We start from the raw sequence: 21,155 nt of genomic DNA, 5'->3' as shown, positions 1-21,155 counted from the left end.
CCATGCAAGACTCTTTTGACTTGACGAAGCTAATCTTCGGACGGCTCACCTGGGATGCGATTCCCTTCCATGAGCCGATCCTGATCGCTACCTTCGCAGGCGTGCTGGTGGGCGGTGCGGCGCTGATCGCGCTGATCTCCTACTTCCGCCTGTGGGGCACCCTGTGGCACGACTGGTTCACCAGCATCGACCACAAGAAAATCGGCATCATGTACATGGTGCTGGGCCTGGTGATGTTCCTGCGCGGCTTTGCCGATGCGCTCATGATGCGCGCCCAGCAGGCCATCTCCTTCGGCGAGAATGCCGGCTTCCTGCCGCCGCACCACTACGACCAGGTCTTCACCGCCCACGGCGTGATCATGATCTTCTTCGTGGCGATGCCCTTCGTGACGGGCCTGATGAACTATGTCGTGCCGCTGCAGATCGGCGCGCGCGACGTGGCCTTCCCGTTCCTGAACAACTTCTCGTTCTGGATGACGACCATGGGCGCCGTGCTGGTCATGGCCTCGCTCTTCGTCGGTGAATTCGCACGTACCGGCTGGCTGGCCTTCCCGCCGCTGTCGGGCATCCTGGCCAGTCCGGGTGTCGGCGTCGACTATTACATATGGTCTCTGCAAATTGCGGGTGTCGGTACGCTGTTATCGGGGGTTAATCTCATTGTCACCATCGTCAAGATGCGCGCGCCGGGCATGGACCTGATGAAGATGCCAGTCTTCACCTGGACTTCGCTGTGCACCAACATCCTGATCGTCGTCTCGTTCCCGATCCTGACCGCGACGCTGGCCATGCTGGGCATGGACCGCCTGTTCGATACCGCCTTCTTCACGAACGACCGTGGCGGCAATGCCATGATGTACGTGAACCTGATCTGGATCTGGGGCCACCCCGAGGTCTACATCCTGATCCTGCCGGCCTTCGGTATCTTCTCGGAAGTCGTCTCGACCTTCTCGAGCAAGCGCCTGTTCGGCTACACCTCGATGGTGTACGCGACCTGCGTCATCATGGTCCTGTCCTACCTCGTGTGGCTGCACCACTTCTTCACCATGGGTTCGGGTGCGAGCGTGAACTCGTTCTTCGGCATCACGACGATGATCATCTCGATCCCGACGGGCGCGAAGATCTTCAACTGGCTCTTCACGATGTACCGCGGCCGTATCCGCTTCGAGCTGCCGATGATGTGGACCGTGTCGTTCATGCTGACGTTTGTTATCGGCGGCATGACCGGCGTGATGCTGGCGGTGCCGGCGGCCGACTTCGTGCTGCACAACTCGCTGTTCCTGACCTCGCACTTCCACAACGTGATCATCGGCGGCGTGCTGTTCGGCCTGTTCGCGGGCTTCAACTACTGGTTCCCGAAAATGTTCGGCTTCAAGCTGAACCGCTTCTGGGGCGTGGTCTCGTTCTGGCTGTGGTCGATCGGCTTCTGGGTTGCCTTTACCCCGGGCTATATCCTCGGCTTCATGGGCGTTACCCGTCGTTCGAGCCACTTCGAAGACCCCGAGCTGCAATGGCTGTTCGTGATCTCGTTCATCGGTACCCTGATGATTGCTGGTGGTATCGCGGCGCTCTTGATGCAGATCTTCGTCAGCTGGCGCGATCGCAAGATCAATGCGGACGTGACGGGCGACCCATGGGATGGCCGTACGCTGGAATGGTCGACCTCGTCGCCACCGCCTGACTACAACTTCGCCTTCACGCCGATGGTGCACGACAACGACACCTTCGCCGACATGAAGAAGAACGGCTGGAAGCGTCCGCTGAACGACTATGTCGCGATCCACATGCCGAAGAACACCTGGGCCGGCTTCGTGATTTCGGCGCTGTCGGCGGTGGTGGGTTTCGCGATCATCTGGCACATGTGGCTGCTGACGGGCCTGGCCTTCGTGGCAACGATCGTCGCGACCATCGTCCATACCTTCAACTACAAGCGTGACTACTACATTCCGGCGGACGAAGTGACCCGTACCGAGAATGCACGTACGAAACTGCTGGAAGCCCATGTCTAACACCATGTCTAACGTCAATGCAACCTTGAACGGCGCCGCTGGCGGCGCCGCCGCGCGCGAATTCCACGTGCGCGAGCACCACCCGGAACACGGCACGATGCTGGGTTTCTGGATTTACCTGATGAGCGACTGCCTCATCTTCGCCAGCCTGTTCGCGACCTATGCAGTCCTGGGCCGCAACTATGCGGGCGGCCCGTCGGGCGCCGAGCTGTTCAACCTGAAGATCGTCGGCGTCAACACGGCCTTCCTGCTGGTGTCGTCGATCACCTTCGGCTTCGCGATGATCGCGGCGCAGGCGAAGAACTTGAAGCGTGCCCAGGTATGGCTGGCCATCACCGGCCTGCTCGGCGCCTGCTTCCTGGGCCTGGAAATCTATGAGTTCGTCGAACTGATCCATGAAGGCGCCGGCCCGTCGCGCAGCGGCTTCCTGACCGCCTTCTTCTCGCTGGTCGGCACCCACGGCCTGCACGTGCTGTTCGGTATCGTCTGGCTGGTCACGCTGATGGTCCAGCTGGGCAAGCACGGCTTGACCCCGGAAAACTTCCGCCGCCTGTCCTGCCTGTCGCTGTTCTGGCACTTCCTGGACGTCGTCTGGATCTTCGTCTTCACCTTTGTCTACCTGATGGGAACGCTGCCATGAGCGAACATCACAATCACCACGCCCACGGCGCCCACGACGCCCTGCACGGCCATACCCATGGCGACGAGCCGGGCGTGCACTACAGCCTGAAGGACTACACGATCGGCTTCGTGCTGGCCGTGATCCTGACCGCGATTCCGTTCTGGCTGGTCATGAACAACGTGCTCGACCCGGCGATGACGAAGTTCGTCATCATGGGCTTTGCCGCTGTCCAGCTGGTCGTGCACATGGTGTACTTCCTGCACATGAACTCGAAGTCGGAAGGCGGCTGGAACATGATGGCGCTGATCCTGACCCTGGTCCTGCTGGGCATCGTGCTCTCGGGGTCGATCTGGGTCATGTACCACATGAACGCCAACATGATGCCCGGCATGGGCGACGCCGCAAGCGTCACCGGCCATGGCATGCACGACATGAAATGATGTCGCCGCACGGTCAGGCGGCAGCTGCCCGGCCAGCATCTGGCCGGGCGATCATCGCGATCCTCGGGCTGCTCCTGATCGTGCTGTTCGCAGGGCTGGGAACCTGGCAGGTAATGCGCCTGCAATGGAAACTGGCCCTGATCGAACGGGTGGAATCGCGCGTCAAGGCCGATCCCGCCGCGCCACCGCCTCGGGCTCGCTGGGGGCAGGTCGGCAAGGAATCCGACGAATACCGGCATGTACGTCTCGTCGGACACTTCCTCTACGAATACACGACGCCCGTCCAGGCCGTATCCGACCTGGGCGCGGGCTTCTGGCTGCTCACGCCGCTGTGCACGGCTGACGGGACGATCGTCCTCGTCAACCGCGGCTTCATTCCCATCGTCCCCAACATCGGCGCGCGCTACCCGGCACGGCGTGCCGCGGGCAATCCCTGCAACAGGGAGCAAGGGATGCACACGTTCACCGCCCTGCTGCGCATCAGCGAGCCGGGCGGCGGCTTCCTGCGCGAAAACGACCCCGTGAAGAACCGCTGGTTCTCGCGCGACGTCGCCGCGATCGGCGCCGCGCGCGGACTGCCACCGGCGGCGCTGGCGCCGTACTTTGTCGACGCCGCCCGCGGCCAGGATCCGGCGGGCGCGCCGGGCAGCCGGTCGGCGGGCTGACCGTGATTTCCTTTCAAAACAATCACCTCGTGTATGCCATCACTTGGTATGCTCTGGCTTTGATGGTGGCCGGGGCGTGGTGGTTGGTCGCGCGCTCCGCGCACAAGGAAGCCGCGAAGGCAAGGAACAATGGCAGTAAAGCTTGATCTACTAACAAGAATCGCTCCCTCGAGTGCCTCGGCCGCCGAGGCGAACGTCGAATACGCCGCCGGGCACAAGAACATGCTGCAGCTCATCGAGCTGCGCTGGATCGCGGTCATCGGCCAGATCACGACGATCGCCGCCGCCATCCTGGTTTTCGACATCAACCTGCCGCTGGTGCACATGCTGCAGGTACTGGCCTGCCTGATCGCCTTCAACATTGCCAGCCACCTGCGCTGGCACGAGCGCCGTCCGGTCGCCAACGCCGAGCTGTTCATGGCACTGCTGGTGGACGTGGCCACGCTCACGGTGCAGCTCTACCTGTCCGGTGGCACTACCAACCCCTTCGCCTTCCTCTTCCTGCTGCAGATCATCATCTCGGCCGTCCTGCTGGAAGCCTGGTCGACCTGGACCATCGTCGGGGTCACCCTGGTCTGCCTGGGTCTGCTGGCCGTATATGCCCAGCCGCTGGCCTTGCCCTTCGACCATGCGCGCGGCATCGCCAGCCTGTACGTGCAGGGCATGCTGATCTGCTTCGCCCTGAACGCCGCGCTGCTGGTGATCTTCGTTTCGCGCATCAGCGGCACCCTGCGCGCCAAGGCTGCGCAACTGGCCGACCTGCGCCAGCGCGCCGCCGAGGAAGACCATATCGTTCGCATGGGCCTGCTCGCTTCCGGCGCCGCCCACGAACTCGGTACGCCCCTGGCCACCCTGTCGGTCATCCTGGGCGACTGGAAGCGCATGCCGGCCTTCCGCGACAATCCGGATTTGAAGGAAGAAATCGGCGAGATGCAGACCCAGCTGGCGCGCTGCAAGGCCATCGTCAGCGGCATCCTGCTGTCGGCCGGCAGCGCCCGTGGCGAGTCGGCCGTGCGCACCACCATCCAGACCTTCCTCGACGGCCTGGCCGAGGAGTGGGAAGACAGCCGCAAGCCCGCCGTCTTCGCCTACGACAACCGCATCGTCGACGATGTCCCGGTCGCTTTCGATTCGGCCCTGAAGCAGACCATCGACAACCTGCTCGACAACGCGCTGGAGGCTTCGCCGCACTGGGTGGGGCTGGAAGCGGCGGTGGAGGACGGCATCCTGACCCTGGTGGTGACGGACCGCGGCCCGGGCTTTGCGCCCGCCATGCTGACCCAGTTCGGCAAACCCTACCAGTCGACCAAGAGCCGGGCCGGCGCCGGGGTCGGCCTGTTCTGGTGGTGAACGTCGCCCGCACCCGGGCGGCGGTGTCACGGCGCGCAACCGCGACGAGGGCGGGGCGCAGCTTGTGCTCAGCATTCCGCTGGCTGCGATCGCCTTGCAGGGGGAGGGCGAGCATGTCTGAGATCGTGGACAACAGCGTCGAGACTGGTATCGATGCCGCTACGCCTTTGCTCCTCATCGTCGAGGACGACGAAGCCTTTGCCCGTACGCTCGGCCGCTCCTTCGAGCGGCGCGGCTACCGCGTGCTGCACGCCCCTGGCCATGACGAGGCGGCCGAGATCCTGAAGGAACACGACCCCGGCTACGCCGTGGTCGACCTCAAGCTCAAGGGCAATTCATCCGGCTTGTCCTGCGTACAGCTGCTGCATGCGCACGACCCGACCATGCTGATTGTCGTGCTGACCGGATTCGCCAGCATCGGCACCGCGGTCGAGGCGATCAAGCTCGGCGCCTGCCAGTACCTGGCGAAACCCTCGAACACCGACGATATCGAGGCCGCCTTCGGCCACGTGGCCGGCACGACCGACATCGAGCTGACGAACCGCTCGACCTCGATCAAGACGCTGGAGTGGGAGCGCATCCACGCGGTGCTGGCGGAGACGGACTTCAATATCTCGGAGGCGGCGCGCCGCCTGGGGCTGCACCGGCGCACGCTGGCGAGGAAGCTGGAGAAGCAGCGGGTCAAGTAGGGAGCGCCCGCTCGGGCTCAAAGCCCGGCCAGCAGCCTGCGCACCGCCTGGTGCGCTTCCAGCCAGCCGCTCTCGATCAGGCGCGGTTTGCACTCCGGGCATTCCTCGAAGGGGTTGCAGGCATGGGCCAGTTCGACGTATTTCGATCCGACGACCGGCTTGGCCCCGAACGCATCGCGCGAGGATGGCGAGGCCGGCCCGGCCGCCGCCTCGGCACCTGCCGTGACCCACTTTGCGAATGGGGCGGCGTCCTTGCCATCGGGGATGTACCAGCATTTGCGCGTGGGATTCCAGCGCGCGCCCAGTGCTTTGGCTTCGTCCTTTTCGGCGTATGGAACTTTAAGAACTATCATTTTTACCTTGTGTGGCGTCATCCGTATGCCCGCTTGCCGGGCCTGCTGCTATTGTAAAGCCTGCGGCGCACGCCGTCCGTTCCCGGCTGCCGTATCGAAAGGAGAGTTGAATGGCGAAATACTCGCTCAGCATTGCTTGGATGCATTCGGTCGAAACAGTCACGATCGATGACGCCGACTTGCCCGAAGCCGGAGACCTGATGACGACGTGGGAAAGGTGGGAAGGGCATGATCCGGTCAAGTACTACGTCGAGGTGGTTCGAGTGACAGCAGGCGCTGGCCGGACGGACATCGTACTCCGCTATACAAAAGAACTGAATCCGGCATTGGCGGGCGTTGACTATCCCTGGGGGACATCCACGATCACGCTCAGACCCGGCAAGAAGCGACTCAGGGCCGTAGCCGAATGGGCAAACAGCCCGCCAAACCCTGCCTACGACGGGACCTCCGAGGTCGAAGTGACCGAACTGCCTCCGGCCGGTTTGCTGGGCGACCTGCTTGCGCTCGAGGCTCCGTCTGGCCCGACTACGCGCGAGGTGCTCGTTGCGGCGCGCATTGGCCAAGGCAAATTCAGGTCGCGTGTCATCAGGGCTTGGCAACAGGGAGAAACGTGCGCCCTGACCAAAACGACGATTCCCGAGCTTCTGGTGGCTTCTCACATCAAACCATGGAGCGACTGCGACAGCGACGATGAGCGTCTCGACGGGGCAAATGGCCTGCTGCTTGCCAGCCACGTCGACAAGTTGTTTGATCGCTGCCTGCTCGGTTTCAAGCCTGGCCCGAACTACACCTACACTGTGCAGCTGCACCCCGACGTGCGCGAGCAGGCCGCAAAGCTCGGCGTGACCAACGGAGCACTGCTTGACGCATCGCACCTTGGCCAGCACGCGGCCAGGTTCGACGGCTACATGCGTGGGCACTATGCACGCTTCGAAGCGCGCGCGGCCACCCGACTGTTCAAGGAATCTTGATCCGGATCGGCATCGGCACCGGGGTCGCGCGCGTCGGCATCGGCGCGCGGTCCGGCGGCGTCAAGCCCGTGACCAGGTCGGCCACACGCACCGTCTGCCCCGTCTCGAAGCACTTGTTCGTCGCGATCCCGACCAGCGCCGACCAGGCGCCGGCGCGCTCGTCGGAGGCGCGCCTGTACTTGTCCGGAGGGGAGTTGCCGAAGATCTCGGTGAGCATGACGTTGTCGCCGCCGCCGTGGCTGCCCACCCCGGTCCAAGGCGTGATGTCGCGGGCCTGGCCGCGAATTGGGATCACCCGGATCGAGACGTTCTCGCTGCCGCTCTGCACCTTGGCCGCGCCCGCCGCGCCGCCGGACTCGACGATGCGGTGTTCCAGGCGGCCCTTGGTGCCGTTGAAGGCGACGTGGTAGCCCTCCCAGGCATCATAGGCCTGCAGCGCATAATTCAGGTGCGTGCCATTGTCGTAGCGGACCATCACGTTCATGGTGTCCTCGATGTTGATTTCCGGACGCCACACGCACTGGTCGCGGAAGTAGCCATCGTACTGCTCGTTGTCGAGGTAAAGCGACTTCAGGCCCGGGTCGGCCGCCAGGTCGAAATAGAAGCTGCACTTCTGCTTTTCCGGGCAGGTCAGGCAGCGCTCGTGGTGGCTCGCCAGGCCCATGCGGCGCGCCGTCTCGGGCGTGTAGAACTGGCGCGAGCCGAAGGCATGCACGGTCTCCGGCTGGGCGCCCAGCCACCAGTTGACCAGGTCGAAGTGGTGGGTGGACTTGTGCACCATCAGTCCGCCCGAATTGGCCTTGTTGCTGTGCCAGCGGCGGAAGTAGTCGGCGCCGTGCACGGTGTTGAGCAGCCAGGTGAAGTCGACGGAGATGATGTCGCCGATCTCGCCTGACATCAGGATGTCCTTCACCTGGCTGCGCGGCGGCGAATAGCGGTAGTTGAAAGTGACGCGGATGTGGCGGCCGCTGCGCTTGACGGCATCGAGGATGCGCTGGGTCTTCTCGGCGGTCGTCGCCATCGGCTTTTCGGTGATGACGTCGCAGCCGGCGTCGAGCGCGCGCACGATGTAGTCGTCGTGGCGCGCGTCGGGCGTGGTGACGATCACGAATTCCGGCTTCGTTTCGCGCAGCATGCGGTCGAAGTCGGCGGCGAGGTAGGCGGCCGGCGCGCTGGCCTTCGTGTCCCGAAATCGTTTTGACGGCGCGCGCCAGGCGGCCCTTGTTGGTGTCGCAGACGGCGACGATTTCGCTCGTGTCGCGAAATGGGCCCGTCATCGCATTCGTGAACATGCGTGCGCGCGAGCCGACGCCGACTACGGCATAGCGCTTGCGCGCGCTCGAGAGGGCGGCGTGCGCAGCGCCGCCGCTTGCCAGCAACAGGCCGGTCGCGCCGGCCGCTTTCAATATGCTGCGGCGGCCCGCGAGGCGGCCGTTTTCGTCGTTCATCGATTTGTCTCCGTGTCTTTTATGGTGGATGGGCGCCCGCCGGATATCGGTCGCAAGCTCTCCTGCCGGCTGCTCAGCGCTGGCTTTGCCGAAGTCCATGGTATCGCCGAGAAGCGGAATTGGCAAGACCACTTATGTTGCGCGGTCTGGCAGGTTAGCTGGTTGGGCGACCATGTCGCAGGGCGGCGCGCTGCCGGGTGACAGGCGGTGCAATAGTTGCTACTCTGCCCACCTCGGTTTCTTCACCCTGCGGCAAGCTTGCCGGCAAGCGGCCGTTCGGACAGGGAAGCTTGTACGCTCCGGTGCGCCCACCGGTGTCTTCAATTAAGGAAAAAGAAAGTCCAATGAATCCAGTCAAACTAGTCGGTGCCGCCATGCTGTCGCTCGTCATTGCAGGCTGTGCAAGTACGCGCCCGGAAGACTTCGCGGTCTCCGATCGCCACGAAGAGATCGCCTTGCAGGAGAAGATCTCGACGGTGTCCTATCGGGGCTTGAATGTCCGCTGCGAAGAGGGCGCGCTGCCCGGCGTGTACGTCGCCGCCAGGGAGGATGCCGAGGGCGTCTATTACTTCGGAAAAGACCGGACGATCTGGATGACCAATGCCATGGTCCAGCCAAAACCACGGTTACAGATGGGCGGGATCTACGTCCCGAAAAACGGCGCGAAGCCGCCGCGCTTCTTCTATATCTTCGAGCAGGAAGCGCACGTGGTCGACAGCCTCGACAAGGTGGTGCAGCAGCGTGCCGACCAGGTCGCGCTGGCGCCGGGAGCGGGGCCGAACATCGTGGGCACCGTGATTGGCGGCGCACTGGTCGCCGGCATCATCGCCAACAACGTCGGGAAAATCGAGATGTACCCGCCGATCGACGACGCGGAGCTGGGGCGCAAGATCCGTGCTGCGATACGTCCGGCGACGGCGGCAAGGTAGCCAGGGGCGCAGTCGTCCGTTCACCCGCCCAGCTTGCTCAGTGCGAAGGCTGCGAGGAAGCCGGCCACCGTGATGAGCCCGGCAAAGTCGTGTGCTTCCTCGAACGCTTCCGGAATCATGGTGTCGACCAGCATGGCAAGGATGGCGCCGGCCGCTACCGCCGTGGTCGCGGCCACCGTGGCGGGGGCGACGCCTTCGAACAGGGTGAACCCGGCCAGCGCCGCCAGGCCCGAGGCAAGGGCGATGCCGCCCCAGATGCCGAAGATGTACAGGGCTGGGCGGCCCGCCTTCTTCATGCCGGCCGCGCTCGACAAGCCCTCGGGCACGTTCGACAGGAAAATGGCCGACACCGCGACCAGGCTGACCTTGCCGCCGCCAAGCATCGACAGGCCGATCACGATCGACTCGGGAATCCCGTCGAGCAGGGCGCCGACCGCGATCGCCACCCCGCTGCCGCCGTGCTCGGCTTCGCTCGGCTGCTTGCATGAACGTTTTCGGTGTCTGGCGCCGCCGTGCGCCAGCCACCAGTTGGCCAGGGTGTAGACCCGGGCGCCGGCCAGGAAACCCAGCGCGGTCGCGCCGAAGCCGCCGGTGCGGAAGGCCTCGTCCATCAGTTCGAACGAGAGCGCCGAAATCAGCACGCCGCTGCCGAACGCCATGATGGCGGCGACCAGGCGCGGCGGCACCCGGAACCAGTAGCCGGCCGCGGCGCCCAGCAGCAGCGCCGCACCGGCAACGGTGCCCCAAAAACCCGCCTGCAGCCACGGCGCAATCTCCATTGTGCGTCCTTTTCTCCGTACTCCTTTTGCCAATATGCTAACGCAAGCTTGACGGCGGCCGCGCCCGGCTGCGGCCACCGGCGGCATCGCTCGCCCACGATATTGCCGTGATACATTTGCACTTTTTTGCCGGAGGTCCCGAATGCCATCCTTCCTGCCACGGCGAGCCGCCTGCCTGTTGCCGACCCGGCGCTGGCCGCCTGCGCCAGCCTGCCCCCGACCCCAGGCAAGAGGCGGCAGCCTTTGTCGTCATCGGCCCGCACGGCGCCGCCACCGCGCGCGTCATCCTCGATGCGCCCGCCTGTCCGCCGCTGAGCGTGGACGGCCACCTGCTGCCGATGCGTGTGCGCGTGCCGCATGCGGGCATTCCGGTTCGCCCTGGCCAGCCCCACGCGCCGGCGACGAAGGCCGTGCTGACCTGCGAAGCGCCCATCGCGGCTGGCGCCGCCACCGCGTCCGTCTTCGGCAAAGGCCTTGCCGGTGCCAAAAGCGGCACCAGAACGCATCGTCGTCATTGGCGACACCGGCTGCCGCCTGAAAGGGCGCGAGGCCCAGGATTGCAACGACCCGAGGGCTTATCCGTTCGCGCGCGTGGCGGCCAGTGCAGCCGCTTTCGAGCCCGACCTGGTGGTCCACGTGGGCGACTACCACTACCGCGAAGACCCGTGCCCCGCCGGCCGGGCGGGCTGCGCCGGCAGCCCCTACGGCTACGGTTTCGACGCCTGGGCCGCCGACTTCTTTACCCCGGCGGGCAAGCTCCTCGCCGCCGCGCCCTGGGTGCTCGCGCGCGGCAACCACGAAAGCTGTGCCCGCGCCGGGCAGGGCTGGTGGCGCTACCTCGACCCCCGTCCCTTCGAGACCGGACGCGACTGCGACCTGCCGGCCAACGATGCCCTCGGCGACCACAGCGACCCGTATGCGGTGCCCCTTGGCGCCGGCGCCCAGCTGATCGTGTTCGACAGCGCGAACACCAGCTACAAGGGCTTGCCGCCATCCGACCCGCGCCGCGCCCGCTATGCCGACACCGCCCGCAAGGTGGCGCAGCTGGCCGGCGCCGCGCGCTACAACATCGCGGTCGACCACCATCCCCTGTTCGCCTTCGGTGCCAACCGCGACCCGAAGAGCGGCGCGGTCACGCTGTTCGGCGGCGACCGGGGCTTGCTGGACGCGTTCGGCGACGTCGAGCCGGGCTATCTGCCGGAGTCGGTGCAGATGCTGCTGTCGGGCCACGTGCACCTGTGGGAGCAGGTCAGCTTCGCCAGCCGCCATCCGACCCAGTTCGTGTCGGGCTTTTCGGGGACGGCGGAAGACATCGTGCCGCTGCCGGCGATGCCGCCACCGGGCCAGTCGCCGGCCCCGGGCGCGGTCGTCGCCCACATGAGTTCTGGATCGACGGCTTCGGCTACATGACGATGGAACGCACCGGGACCGAGGCCTGGCTGGTGAAGGTATGGGACCGTGACGGGCGCGAGCGTAACAGCTGCCGGGTGGAGGGTCGCAACTCCGTTTGCGCGATCAGCCAGGTGCGCTAGCGTCCATACATTCGGACAAATGTAGTTGCTATCGAACTAAAAGTCAGGCAATATGGCTGAGTCACAGGGTCGCCGCTACGGCGCTGCTGTCGATCAGCGAGGAGGCGTGTGCACAGGCTGCGTGCGCTTCTTTTTCGATGCCCCCGGGCCACCGGGGGCGGTTTTTTGCGGGAGGCCCACCGCCCGGTGGCGCACATCCTGAGCATCGTACCCGGCCGGCGGCGCACGCCCGTCGCCATCGTCGACGCGAGCCGGCCCGGCCCCGTCCAGATGCTCCCGCTTCCGCGCGTCAAGGAGAGCCCATGCCTGACTATGCCGATCTTGGATTGCAACTTGCCTGGCCACTGGCCATGACGCTGGCCTGGATGGCTGGCGAACTGATCTACCGCTGGACCGCGCTGCCGCGCATCGCCGTGTATGGCCTGGCGGGCTTCGTCTTCGGTAACCTGGCCGCCGGCTACCTGCCGCCGTCCGAGTCCAGGAACTTCATGCTGCTGGCGAACCTGGGCTTCGGCCTGATCCTGTTCGAACTGGGCTACCGCATCAACCTGCGCTGGCTGCGCAACAACCCCTGGATCGTCGTCACCTCGGTGCTCGAGGCAGCCTGTACTTTCGCCGCCGTGTTCCTGGTCGCGGGGCAGTGCGGCATGGAGCGGCTGCCGGCCGCGCTGACGGCCGCGCTTGCGATGTCGAGTTCGCCCGCTGGCCTGCTGCGCGTGCTCAACGAACAGGGTGCCGCCGGCCAGGTCACCGAGCGTGCCCTGCACCTGACGGCGCTGAACTGCGTGATGGCGGTCTTCACCTTTAACGTCGTCGTCGGCATCGGTCTGTTCCAGACCTCGGGCGACCTGGCCCACGCCGCCGCCAGGAGCCTGCTGGTGCTGGCCGTGTCGAGCGGACTCGGCGCGCTGTTCGGCGCCTGGTCCCGCTATGGCTGCGCCTGATCGGGGCCGCCGAAGGCGCCACGCTGGCCTTTGCGCTGGCGGTCGTGCTGCTGGTGGCCGTCACCCACGTGCTGCAGTTCTCGCCGGTGCTGGCGGCGCTGACCTTCGGCCTGGTGGCGCGCCACCGGCGCATCGCGCTCAGTCCCGCGCAACGCAACTTCGGCGTGCTCGGCGATCTGCTGGCCGTGCTGATGTTCTTCTTTGTCGCCACCAGGGTCGAGCTCGAGCACCTCGGCGGCGGCCTGGCCCTGGGCCTGCTGCTGGTGCTGGTGCGGGCGGTCGTCAAGATCGGCGTATGCACGGCCTTCGCCCGCGTGTCCGGCATCACGGCACGGAAAGGGGCGCTGTCGGGCATGGCGCTCACGCCGATGGCGGTATTCGCGATCCTGTTGATGGAGCAGACGCGCTGGATCGGCGTCGACCTGTTCGACAGCCTGGCGCCGCTGGCGGTGGTCATGCTGCTGCTCGACGTGCTTGGACCGGTGCTGACCCAGCGCGCCGTGGTCTGGGCGAATGAACACCGTATTGCCAAGGAGGCTTGATCATGGCGCTACCCCCATTCAGCCAATCGCAGTCGCTGACCATGGGCGTCGAACTGGAACTGCAGCTCGTCAGCCTGTCGGACTTCGACCTGGTACCGGCTTCGCCCGATATGCTCGAACTGCTGGGGCGCGCGCCGTTCCCCGGGAATGTGACGCCGGAGATCACCGAGAGCATGATCGAGATTAACTCGAGCGTGCACACCCACCATGGCGAATTGCTGGGCGAGCTGCGCCAGATCCGCGACACCCTGCTGCGCGCGGGCGACCGCCTGAATGTGGGCGTCTGCGGCGGTGGCACCCACCCTTTCCAGCAGTGGTCCCAGCGCAAGATTTTCGCCAGGCCGCGCTTTCGCGAGGTATCGAGCCTGTACGGGTACCTGGCCAAGCAGTTCACCGTGTTCGGCCAGCACGTGCACATCGGCTGCGGTTCGGGCGACGAGGCGCTGTTCCTGCTGCACGCCCTGAACCGCTATGTGCCGCACTTTATCGCAATGTCGGCCTCGTCACCCTTCCTGCAGGGGAGCGACACCCAGTTCCAGTCGGCGCGCCTCAATTCCGTGTTCGCCTTCCCGCTGTCGGGCAGGGCGCCCTTCATCCTCGAGTGGGAGGCCTTCGAGCGCGACTATTTCAGGCGCATGGAACATACCGGCATCGTGCGCAGCATGAAGGACTTCTACTGGGACCTGCGCCCGAAACCGGAGTACGGCACCATCGAATTGCGCGTCTGCGACACGCCGCTGACGGTCGAACGGGCCGCCGCCCTGGCCTGCTACCTGCAGGCGCTGTGCCGTTATCTGCTGGAGGGCAGCGAGCCGGCGCCCTGCGAGGACGACTACCTGGTCTACAACTACAACCGCTTCCAGGCCTGCCGCTTCGGCCTGGACGGCACCCTGGTCCATCCACAGCGGCACGAATCGATCTCGCTGCGCGAGGACATCCTGACCACGCTGCGCCTGCTGCAGCCGCACGCGCAGGCGCTGGGCAGCGAAGCTGCGCTCGAACATCTGTACCAGGTGACGCATACCGGCAGCGACGCCCATTTCCTGCGCAATGCACGCGCCGGGGCGGGCAGCGTCGAAGGCATCGTCGACGCCGCGCTGGGCCGGCTGCGGGCAGGTGACCCGGGCTAGCCCGGCGCGCCGCTCAAATCTGCGACAGCGGCACCTGCGCACCGTCGCCATCGACGGCCAGGCGCGCGATCAGGCATGCCAGGTCCTGTTCCCAGGCGCTCGAGTGTTTCGCGGTCGAGGCTGGCGAGGGCGTCGGGCAGCACGCCGGCAAAGGCGCCGGGGCGCGCGCCAGCAGGGCCTCGGCGGCGGGAAGGGCGCGCAGCGCCACGCCGCGGCGGTCGCTGCCCTCGCGGCTGGTCGCGACCAGGCCGCGCGTCGCGAGCGTGCGCACCAGGTTGCTGGCGGTGGACTGGTGGATATCGAGCGCGCGCGCCAGTTCGGTGACGCCGATCCCGGGCGTTTCGGCGATGACGGACAGGGCCCAGACCTGCGCGCCGCCGAGTCCGGCTTCGCGTTCGACCTGGCGAAAATGGGTTTTGACCGAATTGAAGACGACGCGGAACTGGCGCAGCACGCGCGTCGCCGGCGGCAGATCAGCGGCCCCGGCAATAGGATTTCGTAAAGACATCCTGACATGATAGCCGAAAGCAGGCGCGCCGGCAGGGCCCCCTGCGCCGGCCGCGGGCGCCCTCCGTCCGCCGGCGCCCAACCGTGACGCGACCCGCCGTCGGCTATACTGCGTCCTGGAGATTGATTCGCAAGCAAGGAAACCAGTGGACCAGGACGAAAAGACCGAGAACGGCATCCGCCAGCAGGCAAAGGAATTGTTCGGCAGCGCCAGCAACCGGGCGCGGCAAGGTGTCGGCCAGGCCCACGGTTTCCTGGCCGGGCGTCCCCGCTGGGAACAGGTGCTGCTGGTCGGCCTGGGGAGCATGGCGGGCCTGTTGCTCCTCCTGCTGGCCTACCTCCTGATCCTGATCCCGCTCACGCCCGGCATCGCCGACCTCAAGCAGGTCAGCAGCGCACGCCCGAGCGTGATCCTCTCGAGCGACGGCAAGGAGCTCGGCACCTTCGAGCAGGGCCTGCAGGAGCGCGTCAAGCTCTCGCAGGTGTCGCCGCACGTGGTCAGCGCCCTGATCGCCACCGAGGACCACCGCTTCTACGACCACCATGGCGTCGACTTCACCCGCATCGCCGGGGCCCTGGTGGCCAGCCTGAAGGGCGATGCCCAGGGCGGCTCGACCATCACCCAGCAGCTGGCGCGCAACATGTTCCCCGAGGAGATCGGGCGCGCGCGCAGCATCAACCGCAAGCTGAAGGAACTGATCACCGCGGTCAAGATCGAGAACACCTATAGCAAGACCGAGATCCTGGAAGCCTACCTGAACACGGTGCCTTTCCTGTACAACGCGCGCGGCATCGAGATGGCAGCCCGCACCTATTTCGACAAACCGGCAGCGAAGCTCGACGTGCTCGAGGCGGCGACCCTGGTCGGCATGTTGAAGGGCACCTATTACTACAACCCCGTGACCAATCCCGAGCGCTCGCTGGCGCGCCGCAACGTGGTACTGGGCCAGATGTTCAAGCACGGGGCCTTCAACAGCGCGCGCTTCGAAGCGCTGAAAAAACGGCCGATGAAGCTGCACTTCGAGCGCCAGGTCGAGCGCAGCGGGCGCGACAACCACTTCACGGCCTATGTGCGCAAGTGGCTGCTGGAGTGGGCCGACGGGAACGACTACGACCTGGCCCTGGACGGCCTGAAGGTGGAGACGACGCTCGACCCCGATTTGCAGGCCGCCGCCACGCGCGCGGTCGAGCGCCAGGCAGCTGCCCTGCAGGCGGTGGCCGACGTCGAGTGGGCCCATTCCTGGGTGCCGGGGTCGACCTCGACCTCCACTTTCACGTCGATGCGCGAGGACGTCACGCCCTTCGAATACTACTGGCAAACCCATCCATCCAGCCCGATGATGCCTTCATCCGCGAAAGCAGCGCCTACCGCCGCGCGGTGGAGGGCGGCGAGGCGCCGACGGCCGCGCTCAAGCGCGTCAAGGCCGACCGCGACCGGCTGCGCACGCTCAAAGATGCCAAGACGCGCCTGGAGGCCGGCTTCGTCGCCATCGACCCGACCACGGGCGAGGTGAAGGCCTGGGTGGGAAGCCGCGATTTTGCGCGCGACCAGTTCGACCACGTGGCCCAGGCCGCGCGCCAGCCCGGTTCCACCTTCAAGCCCTTCGTGTATGGCGCCGCGCTGGAAAGCGGCCTGGCACCCGAACACCCTTACGTGGATGCCGTGATGGACATCCGCGCCGCGGACGGCACCGTCTGGCGTCCGACCGACATGTCCGGTACCAGCGGGCGCCGCATGACGATGCGCGACGGCCTGGTGTATTCGAAGAACACGATCACGGCGCAGGTGATGCAGGACGTCGGCCTGCCGCCGATCGTCAAGCTGGCGCGCAACCTCGGTATTCGCCAGAGTAAACTCGCCCAGGTGCCTTCGCTGGCGCTCGGCACCAGCCCCGTGACCCTGCTGGAAATGGTGAGCAGCTATGCCACCATCGCGGCGCAGGGCGAATACCGCAAACCCGTGTTCGTGCGCCGCATCCTCGACCGCGACGGCAAGGTGGTTGCGGACTTCGCCAACATCGCGCCCGAGCGGGCGATGTCGCAGGCGGCCAGCACGACCCTGATCGACATGCTGCGCGGGGTGGTCAACCGCGGCACCGGCACCGCCGTGCGCTCGCGCTTCGGCATCTACGGCGATGTCGCCGGCAAGACCGGCACCACCCAGAACAATGCCGACGGCTGGTTCATCCTGATGCACCCGAACCTGGTGGCCGGCTCCTGGGTCGGTTTCAACGACAACCGCGTGACGATGCGCAGCAGCTATTGGGGGCAGGGCGGCCACAATGCCATCCTGCTCGTTGGCGATTTCTTCAAGAGCGCCTTTGACGCGGGCAAGCTCGATCGCGAGGCCATCTTCCCCGGCGGGCGCCCCGCGGCCGCACCGCGCATCGAGCAGTCCGAGCCCGAGGAGGAATTCATCGAGCCGGGCGACCTGGTCGAGGGCGTGCCGTCCGACGAGGCCCAGCCGGCCGAACCTGCGCCGGAGGACGAGGCCGTCGAGGTGATCGAGCCGGCGCCGGAGACCGAGCCGCCGCCCCCGCCACCGACGCCGGTGCCGACCCCACTATATTGATAGAAGACCGTGACGGCTGCGGATGCGGCAGCATGTTGGCGGACGCCGTCGTGGCACCGCAACCGTAGCGTGGGCACCCCGTGCCCACGCGAAAACTTGCGCATTGTTGCCTCGCGCGATGGGATTTAATGCCCGGACTCCTCCCTGGCATGCCCCCACGCATGCAGTATCATCCCCCATCCCTGCTCCAAGCCCATCCATGCTGAACGCTTTCCCCGACCAGACCGGCGATCTCGCCTCCGCCGCCCTCAACCTCGTCAACTGCGGCCTCGTCGTCCTCGACTCCCGCTCCGTCATCGTCCACTGGAACCGCTGGATGGTGGCGCGTTCCGGCCGCTCGGCCGCGCGCGTGGAGGGCGACATCCTGTTCGACGTCTTCCCCGAGCTGCGCAGTTCGCGCGTCGAGGAGGCCGTGCTGGCCGCGCTCGAGCACGGCACGGCCGCGAACGTTCCCCGTCGCAGGGCCGCGCGCCGTTCCCGCTGCGCGAGGCCGGCAGCTTCGACGGCGCGCGCATCGACCAGGCGATCGCGGTCACGCCTTTCAGGCAGGGCAAGGACAGCTACTGCCTGGTCGAGATCCGCGACGTCAGCGGCGTCAACGTGCGTGAGCGCCAGCTGCTCGATCATGCCGAGGCGATGCGGGCCCGTTCGCATGTCGACGCGCTGACCGGCATCCACAACCGCGGCTACTTCAACCTGGCGCTGGACCGCGAACTGCGGCGCGCACAGCGTGGCGGCAGTGCACTGTCGCTGCTGCTCCTCGATATCGATTCGTTCAAGGCCTACAACGACTATTACGGCCACCAGGCCGGCGACGCCTGCCTCGTCACCGTCGCCCAGGCGTTCTCAAGCATGCTCAAGCGCCCGGCGGACGTGGCGGCGCGCTACGGCGGCGAGGAGTTCGCGGCCATCCTGCCCGACACCACGCTCGAGCAGGCGCGCATGCTGGCGAACGGCCTGCGCGAGCACGTGGCCGGCTTGAAGATGGCGCACGCGCCCGCTGCGCTGCATCCGCAGGTGACCCTGAGCATCGGGGTGGCGAGCAGCGCGCCCGGGCGACAACTGGACGCCGCCGGCCTGGTGGAAGCGGCCGACCGGGCGCTGTATGCGGCCAAGCGCGGTGGGCGTGATCGGGTGGTGGCGCAGGGCGATCCGGAAAACGCCTGAGCGCCATGGGTGCCCGAGCGTGAGTGCGCCATGCGCGATGGCTGGACCGCGTGGGCTCGAGAGCCCACCCTACCAATCGCAGGGGGCGTAGGGTGGGCTCGAGCCCACGCGGTCGTACCGCCAGGCGCCGCAAAGCTGTTCACGCCCTCGAATCGCGAGCACCCGGGTCAGTTTCGCGGTGCGCATCGGATGCGTACTACCGCGTGGAGTCAGGACGCCACCCTACGGCGCGCGCGGCGCCGGCGAACGCGCTGCTGCGCACGACGAACCCGCGCTACAGAATCGGCGTGCCCCCGGTCACCGCGATGCGCGCACCGGAAATATAGCTGGCCTGGTTCGACGCCAGCAGCACGTACACGGGCGCGACTTCCGCCGGCTGGCCAGGGCGCTTCATCGGCACCTGCTGGCCGAAACTTTCCACCTGGTCGGGTGGCATCGTTGCCGGGATCAGCGGCGTCCAGATCGGCCCAGGCGCCACCGAGTTCACCCGGATGCCTTTTTCGGCCAGCAGCTGCGCCAACCCGGCCGTGAAGTTGGCGATCGCGCCCTTGGTAGCAGCGTAGGCCAGCAGCGTCGGCTTCGGGTTGTCGGAATTGATCGAGGTGGTGTTGATGATCGAGGAGCCCGCCGGCATGTGCTTCACCGCGGCCTTGCAGATGTGGAACATGGCGGTGATGTTCACCTTGAAGGTGTAGTCCCATTCCTCATCGGGAATCTCCTCGATCGAATCGTGGGTCATCTGGAAGGCGGCATTGTTCACCAGCACGTCGATGCGCCCGAATTCCTGCACGGCGCGCTGGACGATCGCGCGGCAGTGTGCCGGCTCGGCCAGGTCGCCCGGCATCAGCACGGCCCGGCGGCCGGCCGCTTCCACCAGGCGCGCCGTCTCCTGCGCGTCCTCATGCTCGTTCAGGTAGGCGATCAGGACATCGGCCCCTCCCGCGCGAATGCCAGTGCGACGGCGCGGCCGATGCCGCTGTCGCCGCCGGTGATGACGGTGGCCTTGCCGGTGAGCTTGCCCGAGCCTTCGTAGCTGGTTTCGCCGTGGTCGGCGGCGGGTGTGAGCTGGGACTCGGTACCGGGTGGCTGTTGCTGTTGCGGTGGCTGGTTCATGCAGATTCTCCTGTCGATAGCGTGTCTGGAAAAGCAGCCGCCGCCTGGCGCCTCAGGCGCCTTTCGGCAGGCTGCGCAAGGCCGCGGGGTGGCGCGCCCGCGGGTCGTTCGGCAACTCCGCCGCACCCGGCTCGGCCGCTTCCTGCAGCAGGAGCTGCTGGGCACGCGGCGCGGTCGAGATGCCGAGGTCGGCAAACATCTGCATCGACGCCAGGATGATCGCCTGCTGGGTATTCATGAACAGGTCGTAGTCGGCGTCGAGCATCGTGTAGACGATTTCGTACTCGATATAGTCCTGGGTGTACTTGGACAGGTGGGCGCGGTCGAAGCGCACCTTTTCGTGCTTGCCGATGATACCCGCGATCGCCGTCGGGACGCGCGAGGCTGCCGCCGGCGGCGTGTCCGGGTGGGCGCGCAGGTTGTAGACGATGCGCCGGGTGACCATGCGCTTGTAGTTCGCCACCGTGTTCTTCAACAGTTCGGCGTTCGAGATCACGATCTGCTCGCCGCTCTGGGCGCGGATGCGCGTCGTCTTCAGCCCCACCTTTTCCACGGTACCCGAGATGTCGCCCATGGCGATGAAGTCGCCCACCTCGAAGGGCTTGTCGAGCGCGATCGAGAGCGAGGCGAACAGGTCGCCCAGCACGTTCTGCACGGCCAGTGCGATGGCGATACCGCCAATGCCGAGGCTGGCGACAAAGGTCGTGATGTTCACGCCCAGGTTCGCCAGCAGCGCCAGCGCGAAGATGACCCACACGCTCGTCTGCAGCACCCAGATGATCAGGGTGTGCGCGACCGTCACCTGGGCGTCGACGCCGCCGTGGCCGCGGTCGTGGGTCAGGAAATAGCGCTTGGCCGTGACCTTGATGGCACTGTGCAGGTAGATGGCCAGCTGCAGGCCGACGGTAACGAACCACAGGTGGCTGACGCGCGCGTTCCAGGGTGGGGGAAGGTCGAGCGCCGACAGGCCGATCAGGATGCTGGTGGCGAACACCACCAGGTTGCTGGTGCGCGCCAGGGTTCTGCGCAGAATTTCGGCGACAGGACGGTGCGCCCACTCGTCGCTGAGCTGGTCGAGCCGGCGCCGGAACAGGGCCAGGGCGCCGTGGATGACGAGGAAGCTGACGACGGCAAGCGCAAGGGCGAACAGCGCGTTCGGCAGGGTAATGTTCAGGGATGCAATATAGCCGCGGATATCCACATTGGGCTCCTTGTATAGGGATGAGTGCGTGCGGGGCACGCACGAAGGCGTGCGGGGCGCGCACGAAGGCGCGGGGCGGGCGCACGAAGGCGCGCAAGGGCGCACGGATGTCCCCGGTGGGGCCGGAGGTGATCGCCAGGGCTGCCTGACGGGCTGGCCGAAGGGCCGGGTCACGACGCCGGTGAGGGCGACGGG

The 21,155-nt window shown here is 66.4% G+C and carries 22 protein-coding genes and 3 pseudogenes; 18 read left to right on the top strand and 7 right to left on the bottom strand.

Annotated elements, in window-relative coordinates; translation table 11 throughout:
* The first annotated feature begins 2 nt into the window (after positions 1–2).
* The 7 genes and pseudogenes from cyoB to G4G28_RS12695 all read left to right on the top strand — a co-directional run bounded on the left by cyoB (position 3) and on the right by G4G28_RS12695 (position 5,772).
* Entirely contained in the window at positions 3–2,006 is a 2,004-nt protein-coding gene (gene cyoB, locus G4G28_RS12720) for a cytochrome o ubiquinol oxidase subunit I (RefSeq protein WP_182988539.1), read from the top strand.
* Between the two features lie 4 nt (positions 2,007–2,010).
* Positions 2,011–2,646: a cytochrome o ubiquinol oxidase subunit III gene (gene cyoC, locus G4G28_RS12715; protein ID WP_182988538.1), complete on the top strand. Its 636-nt coding sequence runs from the start codon at positions 2,011–2,013 to the stop codon at positions 2,644–2,646.
* Entirely contained in the window at positions 2,643–3,068 is a 426-nt protein-coding gene (cyoD, locus tag G4G28_RS12710) for a cytochrome o ubiquinol oxidase subunit IV (RefSeq protein WP_182988537.1), read from the top strand. The genes cyoC and cyoD overlap by 4 nt, the downstream gene beginning before the upstream one ends.
* Positions 3,065–3,733 carry an SURF1 family protein gene (locus G4G28_RS12705; protein WP_229507610.1) on the top strand — a complete coding sequence of 223 codons (669 nt, stop codon included), beginning with the start codon at positions 3,065–3,067 and terminating at the stop codon, positions 3,731–3,733. Before cyoD ends, G4G28_RS12705 begins: the two co-directional genes overlap by 4 nt.
* A 2-nt stretch (positions 3,734–3,735) precedes the next feature.
* Positions 3,736–3,879 carry a hypothetical protein gene (locus G4G28_RS29150; RefSeq protein ID WP_374039728.1) on the top strand — a complete coding sequence of 48 codons (144 nt, stop codon included), beginning with the start codon at positions 3,736–3,738 and terminating at the stop codon, positions 3,877–3,879.
* Positions 3,863–5,204, top strand: a pseudogene (locus G4G28_RS12700) (ATP-binding protein). Before G4G28_RS29150 ends, G4G28_RS12700 begins: the two are co-directional and overlap by 17 nt.
* On the top strand, positions 5,197–5,772 hold the full coding sequence (locus G4G28_RS12695) for a response regulator transcription factor (RefSeq protein WP_182988534.1): 576 nt from the start codon (positions 5,197–5,199) through the stop codon (positions 5,770–5,772). Before G4G28_RS12700 ends, G4G28_RS12695 begins: the two are co-directional and overlap by 8 nt.
* 17 nt (positions 5,773–5,789) lie before the next feature.
* Here G4G28_RS12695 and G4G28_RS12690 read toward each other — a convergent pair whose 3' ends face one another.
* Positions 5,790–6,125 carry a DUF5710 domain-containing protein gene (locus G4G28_RS12690; protein ID WP_182988533.1) on the bottom strand — a complete coding sequence of 112 codons (336 nt, stop codon included), beginning with the start codon at positions 6,123–6,125 and terminating at the stop codon, positions 5,790–5,792.
* A gap of 110 nt (positions 6,126–6,235) precedes the next feature.
* Here G4G28_RS12690 and G4G28_RS12685 point away from each other — a divergent pair, with 110 nt between their 5' ends.
* Entirely contained in the window at positions 6,236–7,096 is an 861-nt protein-coding gene (locus G4G28_RS12685) for an HNH endonuclease (protein ID WP_182988532.1), read from the top strand.
* On the opposite strand, the gene G4G28_RS12680 is transcribed toward G4G28_RS12685, so the two are convergent.
* Positions 7,083–7,994: a Gfo/Idh/MocA family oxidoreductase gene (locus G4G28_RS12680; protein WP_229508087.1), complete on the bottom strand. Its 912-nt coding sequence runs from the start codon at positions 7,992–7,994 to the stop codon at positions 7,083–7,085. The genes G4G28_RS12685 and G4G28_RS12680 overlap by 14 nt on opposite strands.
* Before the next feature lie 108 nt (positions 7,995–8,102).
* Positions 8,103–8,258: pseudogene (locus G4G28_RS26115) on the bottom strand (Gfo/Idh/MocA family oxidoreductase); the annotation flags it as partial.
* Positions 8,259–8,277: 19 nt separating this feature from the next.
* Between G4G28_RS26115 and G4G28_RS24765 the strand changes: the two are divergent.
* Together G4G28_RS24765 and G4G28_RS12675 are read left to right on the top strand one after the other, a co-directional pair.
* A complete protein-coding gene (locus G4G28_RS24765; protein WP_202033842.1) occupies positions 8,278–8,745 on the top strand; it encodes a hypothetical protein in 468 nt (155 codons plus the stop codon).
* Between the two features lie 173 nt (positions 8,746–8,918).
* Entirely contained in the window at positions 8,919–9,473 is a 555-nt protein-coding gene (locus G4G28_RS12675) for a hypothetical protein (RefSeq protein ID WP_182988530.1), read from the top strand.
* A gap of 20 nt (positions 9,474–9,493) precedes the next feature.
* On the opposite strand, the gene G4G28_RS12670 is transcribed toward G4G28_RS12675, so the two are convergent.
* Positions 9,494–10,252 carry a ZIP family metal transporter gene (locus G4G28_RS12670; RefSeq protein ID WP_183107408.1) on the bottom strand — a complete coding sequence of 253 codons (759 nt, stop codon included), beginning with the start codon at positions 10,250–10,252 and terminating at the stop codon, positions 9,494–9,496.
* 480 nt (positions 10,253–10,732) lie between these two features.
* On the opposite strand from G4G28_RS12670, the gene G4G28_RS12665 reads away from it, so the two are divergent.
* From G4G28_RS12665 to G4G28_RS12655, 4 genes are all read left to right on the top strand, one after another.
* Positions 10,733–11,662, top strand: a complete 930-nt coding sequence (locus tag G4G28_RS12665) for a metallophosphoesterase (RefSeq protein WP_229508086.1) — start codon at positions 10,733–10,735, stop codon at positions 11,660–11,662.
* 424 nt (positions 11,663–12,086) lie between these two features.
* Positions 12,087–12,728, top strand: a complete 642-nt coding sequence (locus G4G28_RS28325) for a cation:proton antiporter (protein WP_308600517.1) — start codon at positions 12,087–12,089, stop codon at positions 12,726–12,728.
* Positions 12,729–12,772: 44 nt separating this feature from the next.
* The gene (locus G4G28_RS28320) at positions 12,773–13,270 is read left to right on the top strand and encodes a hypothetical protein (protein ID WP_308600515.1); all 498 of its coding nucleotides are present in this window, start codon (positions 12,773–12,775) and stop codon (positions 13,268–13,270) included.
* Between the two features lie 2 nt (positions 13,271–13,272).
* Positions 13,273–14,400, top strand: coding sequence for a YbdK family carboxylate-amine ligase (locus tag G4G28_RS12655; protein ID WP_182988527.1), 1,128 nt, complete (start codon positions 13,273–13,275; stop codon positions 14,398–14,400).
* A gap of 13 nt (positions 14,401–14,413) precedes the next feature.
* Here G4G28_RS12655 and G4G28_RS12650 read toward each other — a convergent pair whose 3' ends face one another.
* Entirely contained in the window at positions 14,414–14,854 is a 441-nt protein-coding gene (locus tag G4G28_RS12650) for a MarR family winged helix-turn-helix transcriptional regulator (RefSeq protein WP_229507609.1), read from the bottom strand.
* 199 nt (positions 14,855–15,053) lie between these two features.
* Here G4G28_RS12650 and G4G28_RS29145 point away from each other — a divergent pair, with 199 nt between their 5' ends.
* The 4 genes from G4G28_RS29145 to G4G28_RS26100 all read left to right on the top strand — a co-directional run bounded on the left by G4G28_RS29145 (position 15,054) and on the right by G4G28_RS26100 (position 18,646).
* Entirely contained in the window at positions 15,054–16,421 is a 1,368-nt protein-coding gene (locus G4G28_RS29145; RefSeq protein WP_374039727.1) for a transglycosylase domain-containing protein, read from the top strand.
* Positions 16,418–17,479 carry a penicillin-binding transpeptidase domain-containing protein gene (locus G4G28_RS29140; RefSeq protein ID WP_374039797.1) on the top strand — a complete coding sequence of 354 codons (1,062 nt, stop codon included), beginning with the start codon at positions 16,418–16,420 and terminating at the stop codon, positions 17,477–17,479. Before G4G28_RS29145 ends, G4G28_RS29140 begins: the two co-directional genes overlap by 4 nt.
* Positions 17,480–17,678: 199 nt before the next feature.
* The gene (locus G4G28_RS26105) at positions 17,679–18,146 is read left to right on the top strand and encodes a PAS domain-containing protein (protein WP_229507608.1); all 468 of its coding nucleotides are present in this window, start codon (positions 17,679–17,681) and stop codon (positions 18,144–18,146) included.
* The gene (locus G4G28_RS26100; RefSeq protein WP_229425043.1) at positions 18,080–18,646 is read left to right on the top strand and encodes a diguanylate cyclase; all 567 of its coding nucleotides are present in this window, start codon (positions 18,080–18,082) and stop codon (positions 18,644–18,646) included. The genes G4G28_RS26105 and G4G28_RS26100 overlap by 67 nt, the downstream gene beginning before the upstream one ends.
* A 274-nt stretch (positions 18,647–18,920) precedes the next feature.
* On the opposite strand, the pseudogene G4G28_RS12635 reads toward G4G28_RS26100, so the two are convergent.
* Together G4G28_RS12635 and G4G28_RS12630 are read right to left on the bottom strand one after the other, a co-directional pair.
* A pseudogene (locus G4G28_RS12635) lies at positions 18,921–19,759 on the bottom strand (glucose 1-dehydrogenase).
* Positions 19,760–19,811: 52 nt separating this feature from the next.
* Complete coding sequence (locus G4G28_RS12630; RefSeq protein WP_182988525.1) at positions 19,812–20,960, bottom strand: mechanosensitive ion channel family protein; 1,149 nt, start codon at positions 20,958–20,960, stop codon at positions 19,812–19,814.
* Positions 20,961–21,155 lie beyond the last annotated feature (195 nt).

This window comes from Massilia sp. Dwa41.01b, from assembly GCF_014171775.1.
GTDB lineage: Bacteria > Pseudomonadota > Gammaproteobacteria > Burkholderiales > Burkholderiaceae_D > Telluria.
The sequence above is the reverse complement of the archived record's forward strand: the minus strand, read 5'-3'. Positions and strand labels throughout refer to the sequence as shown.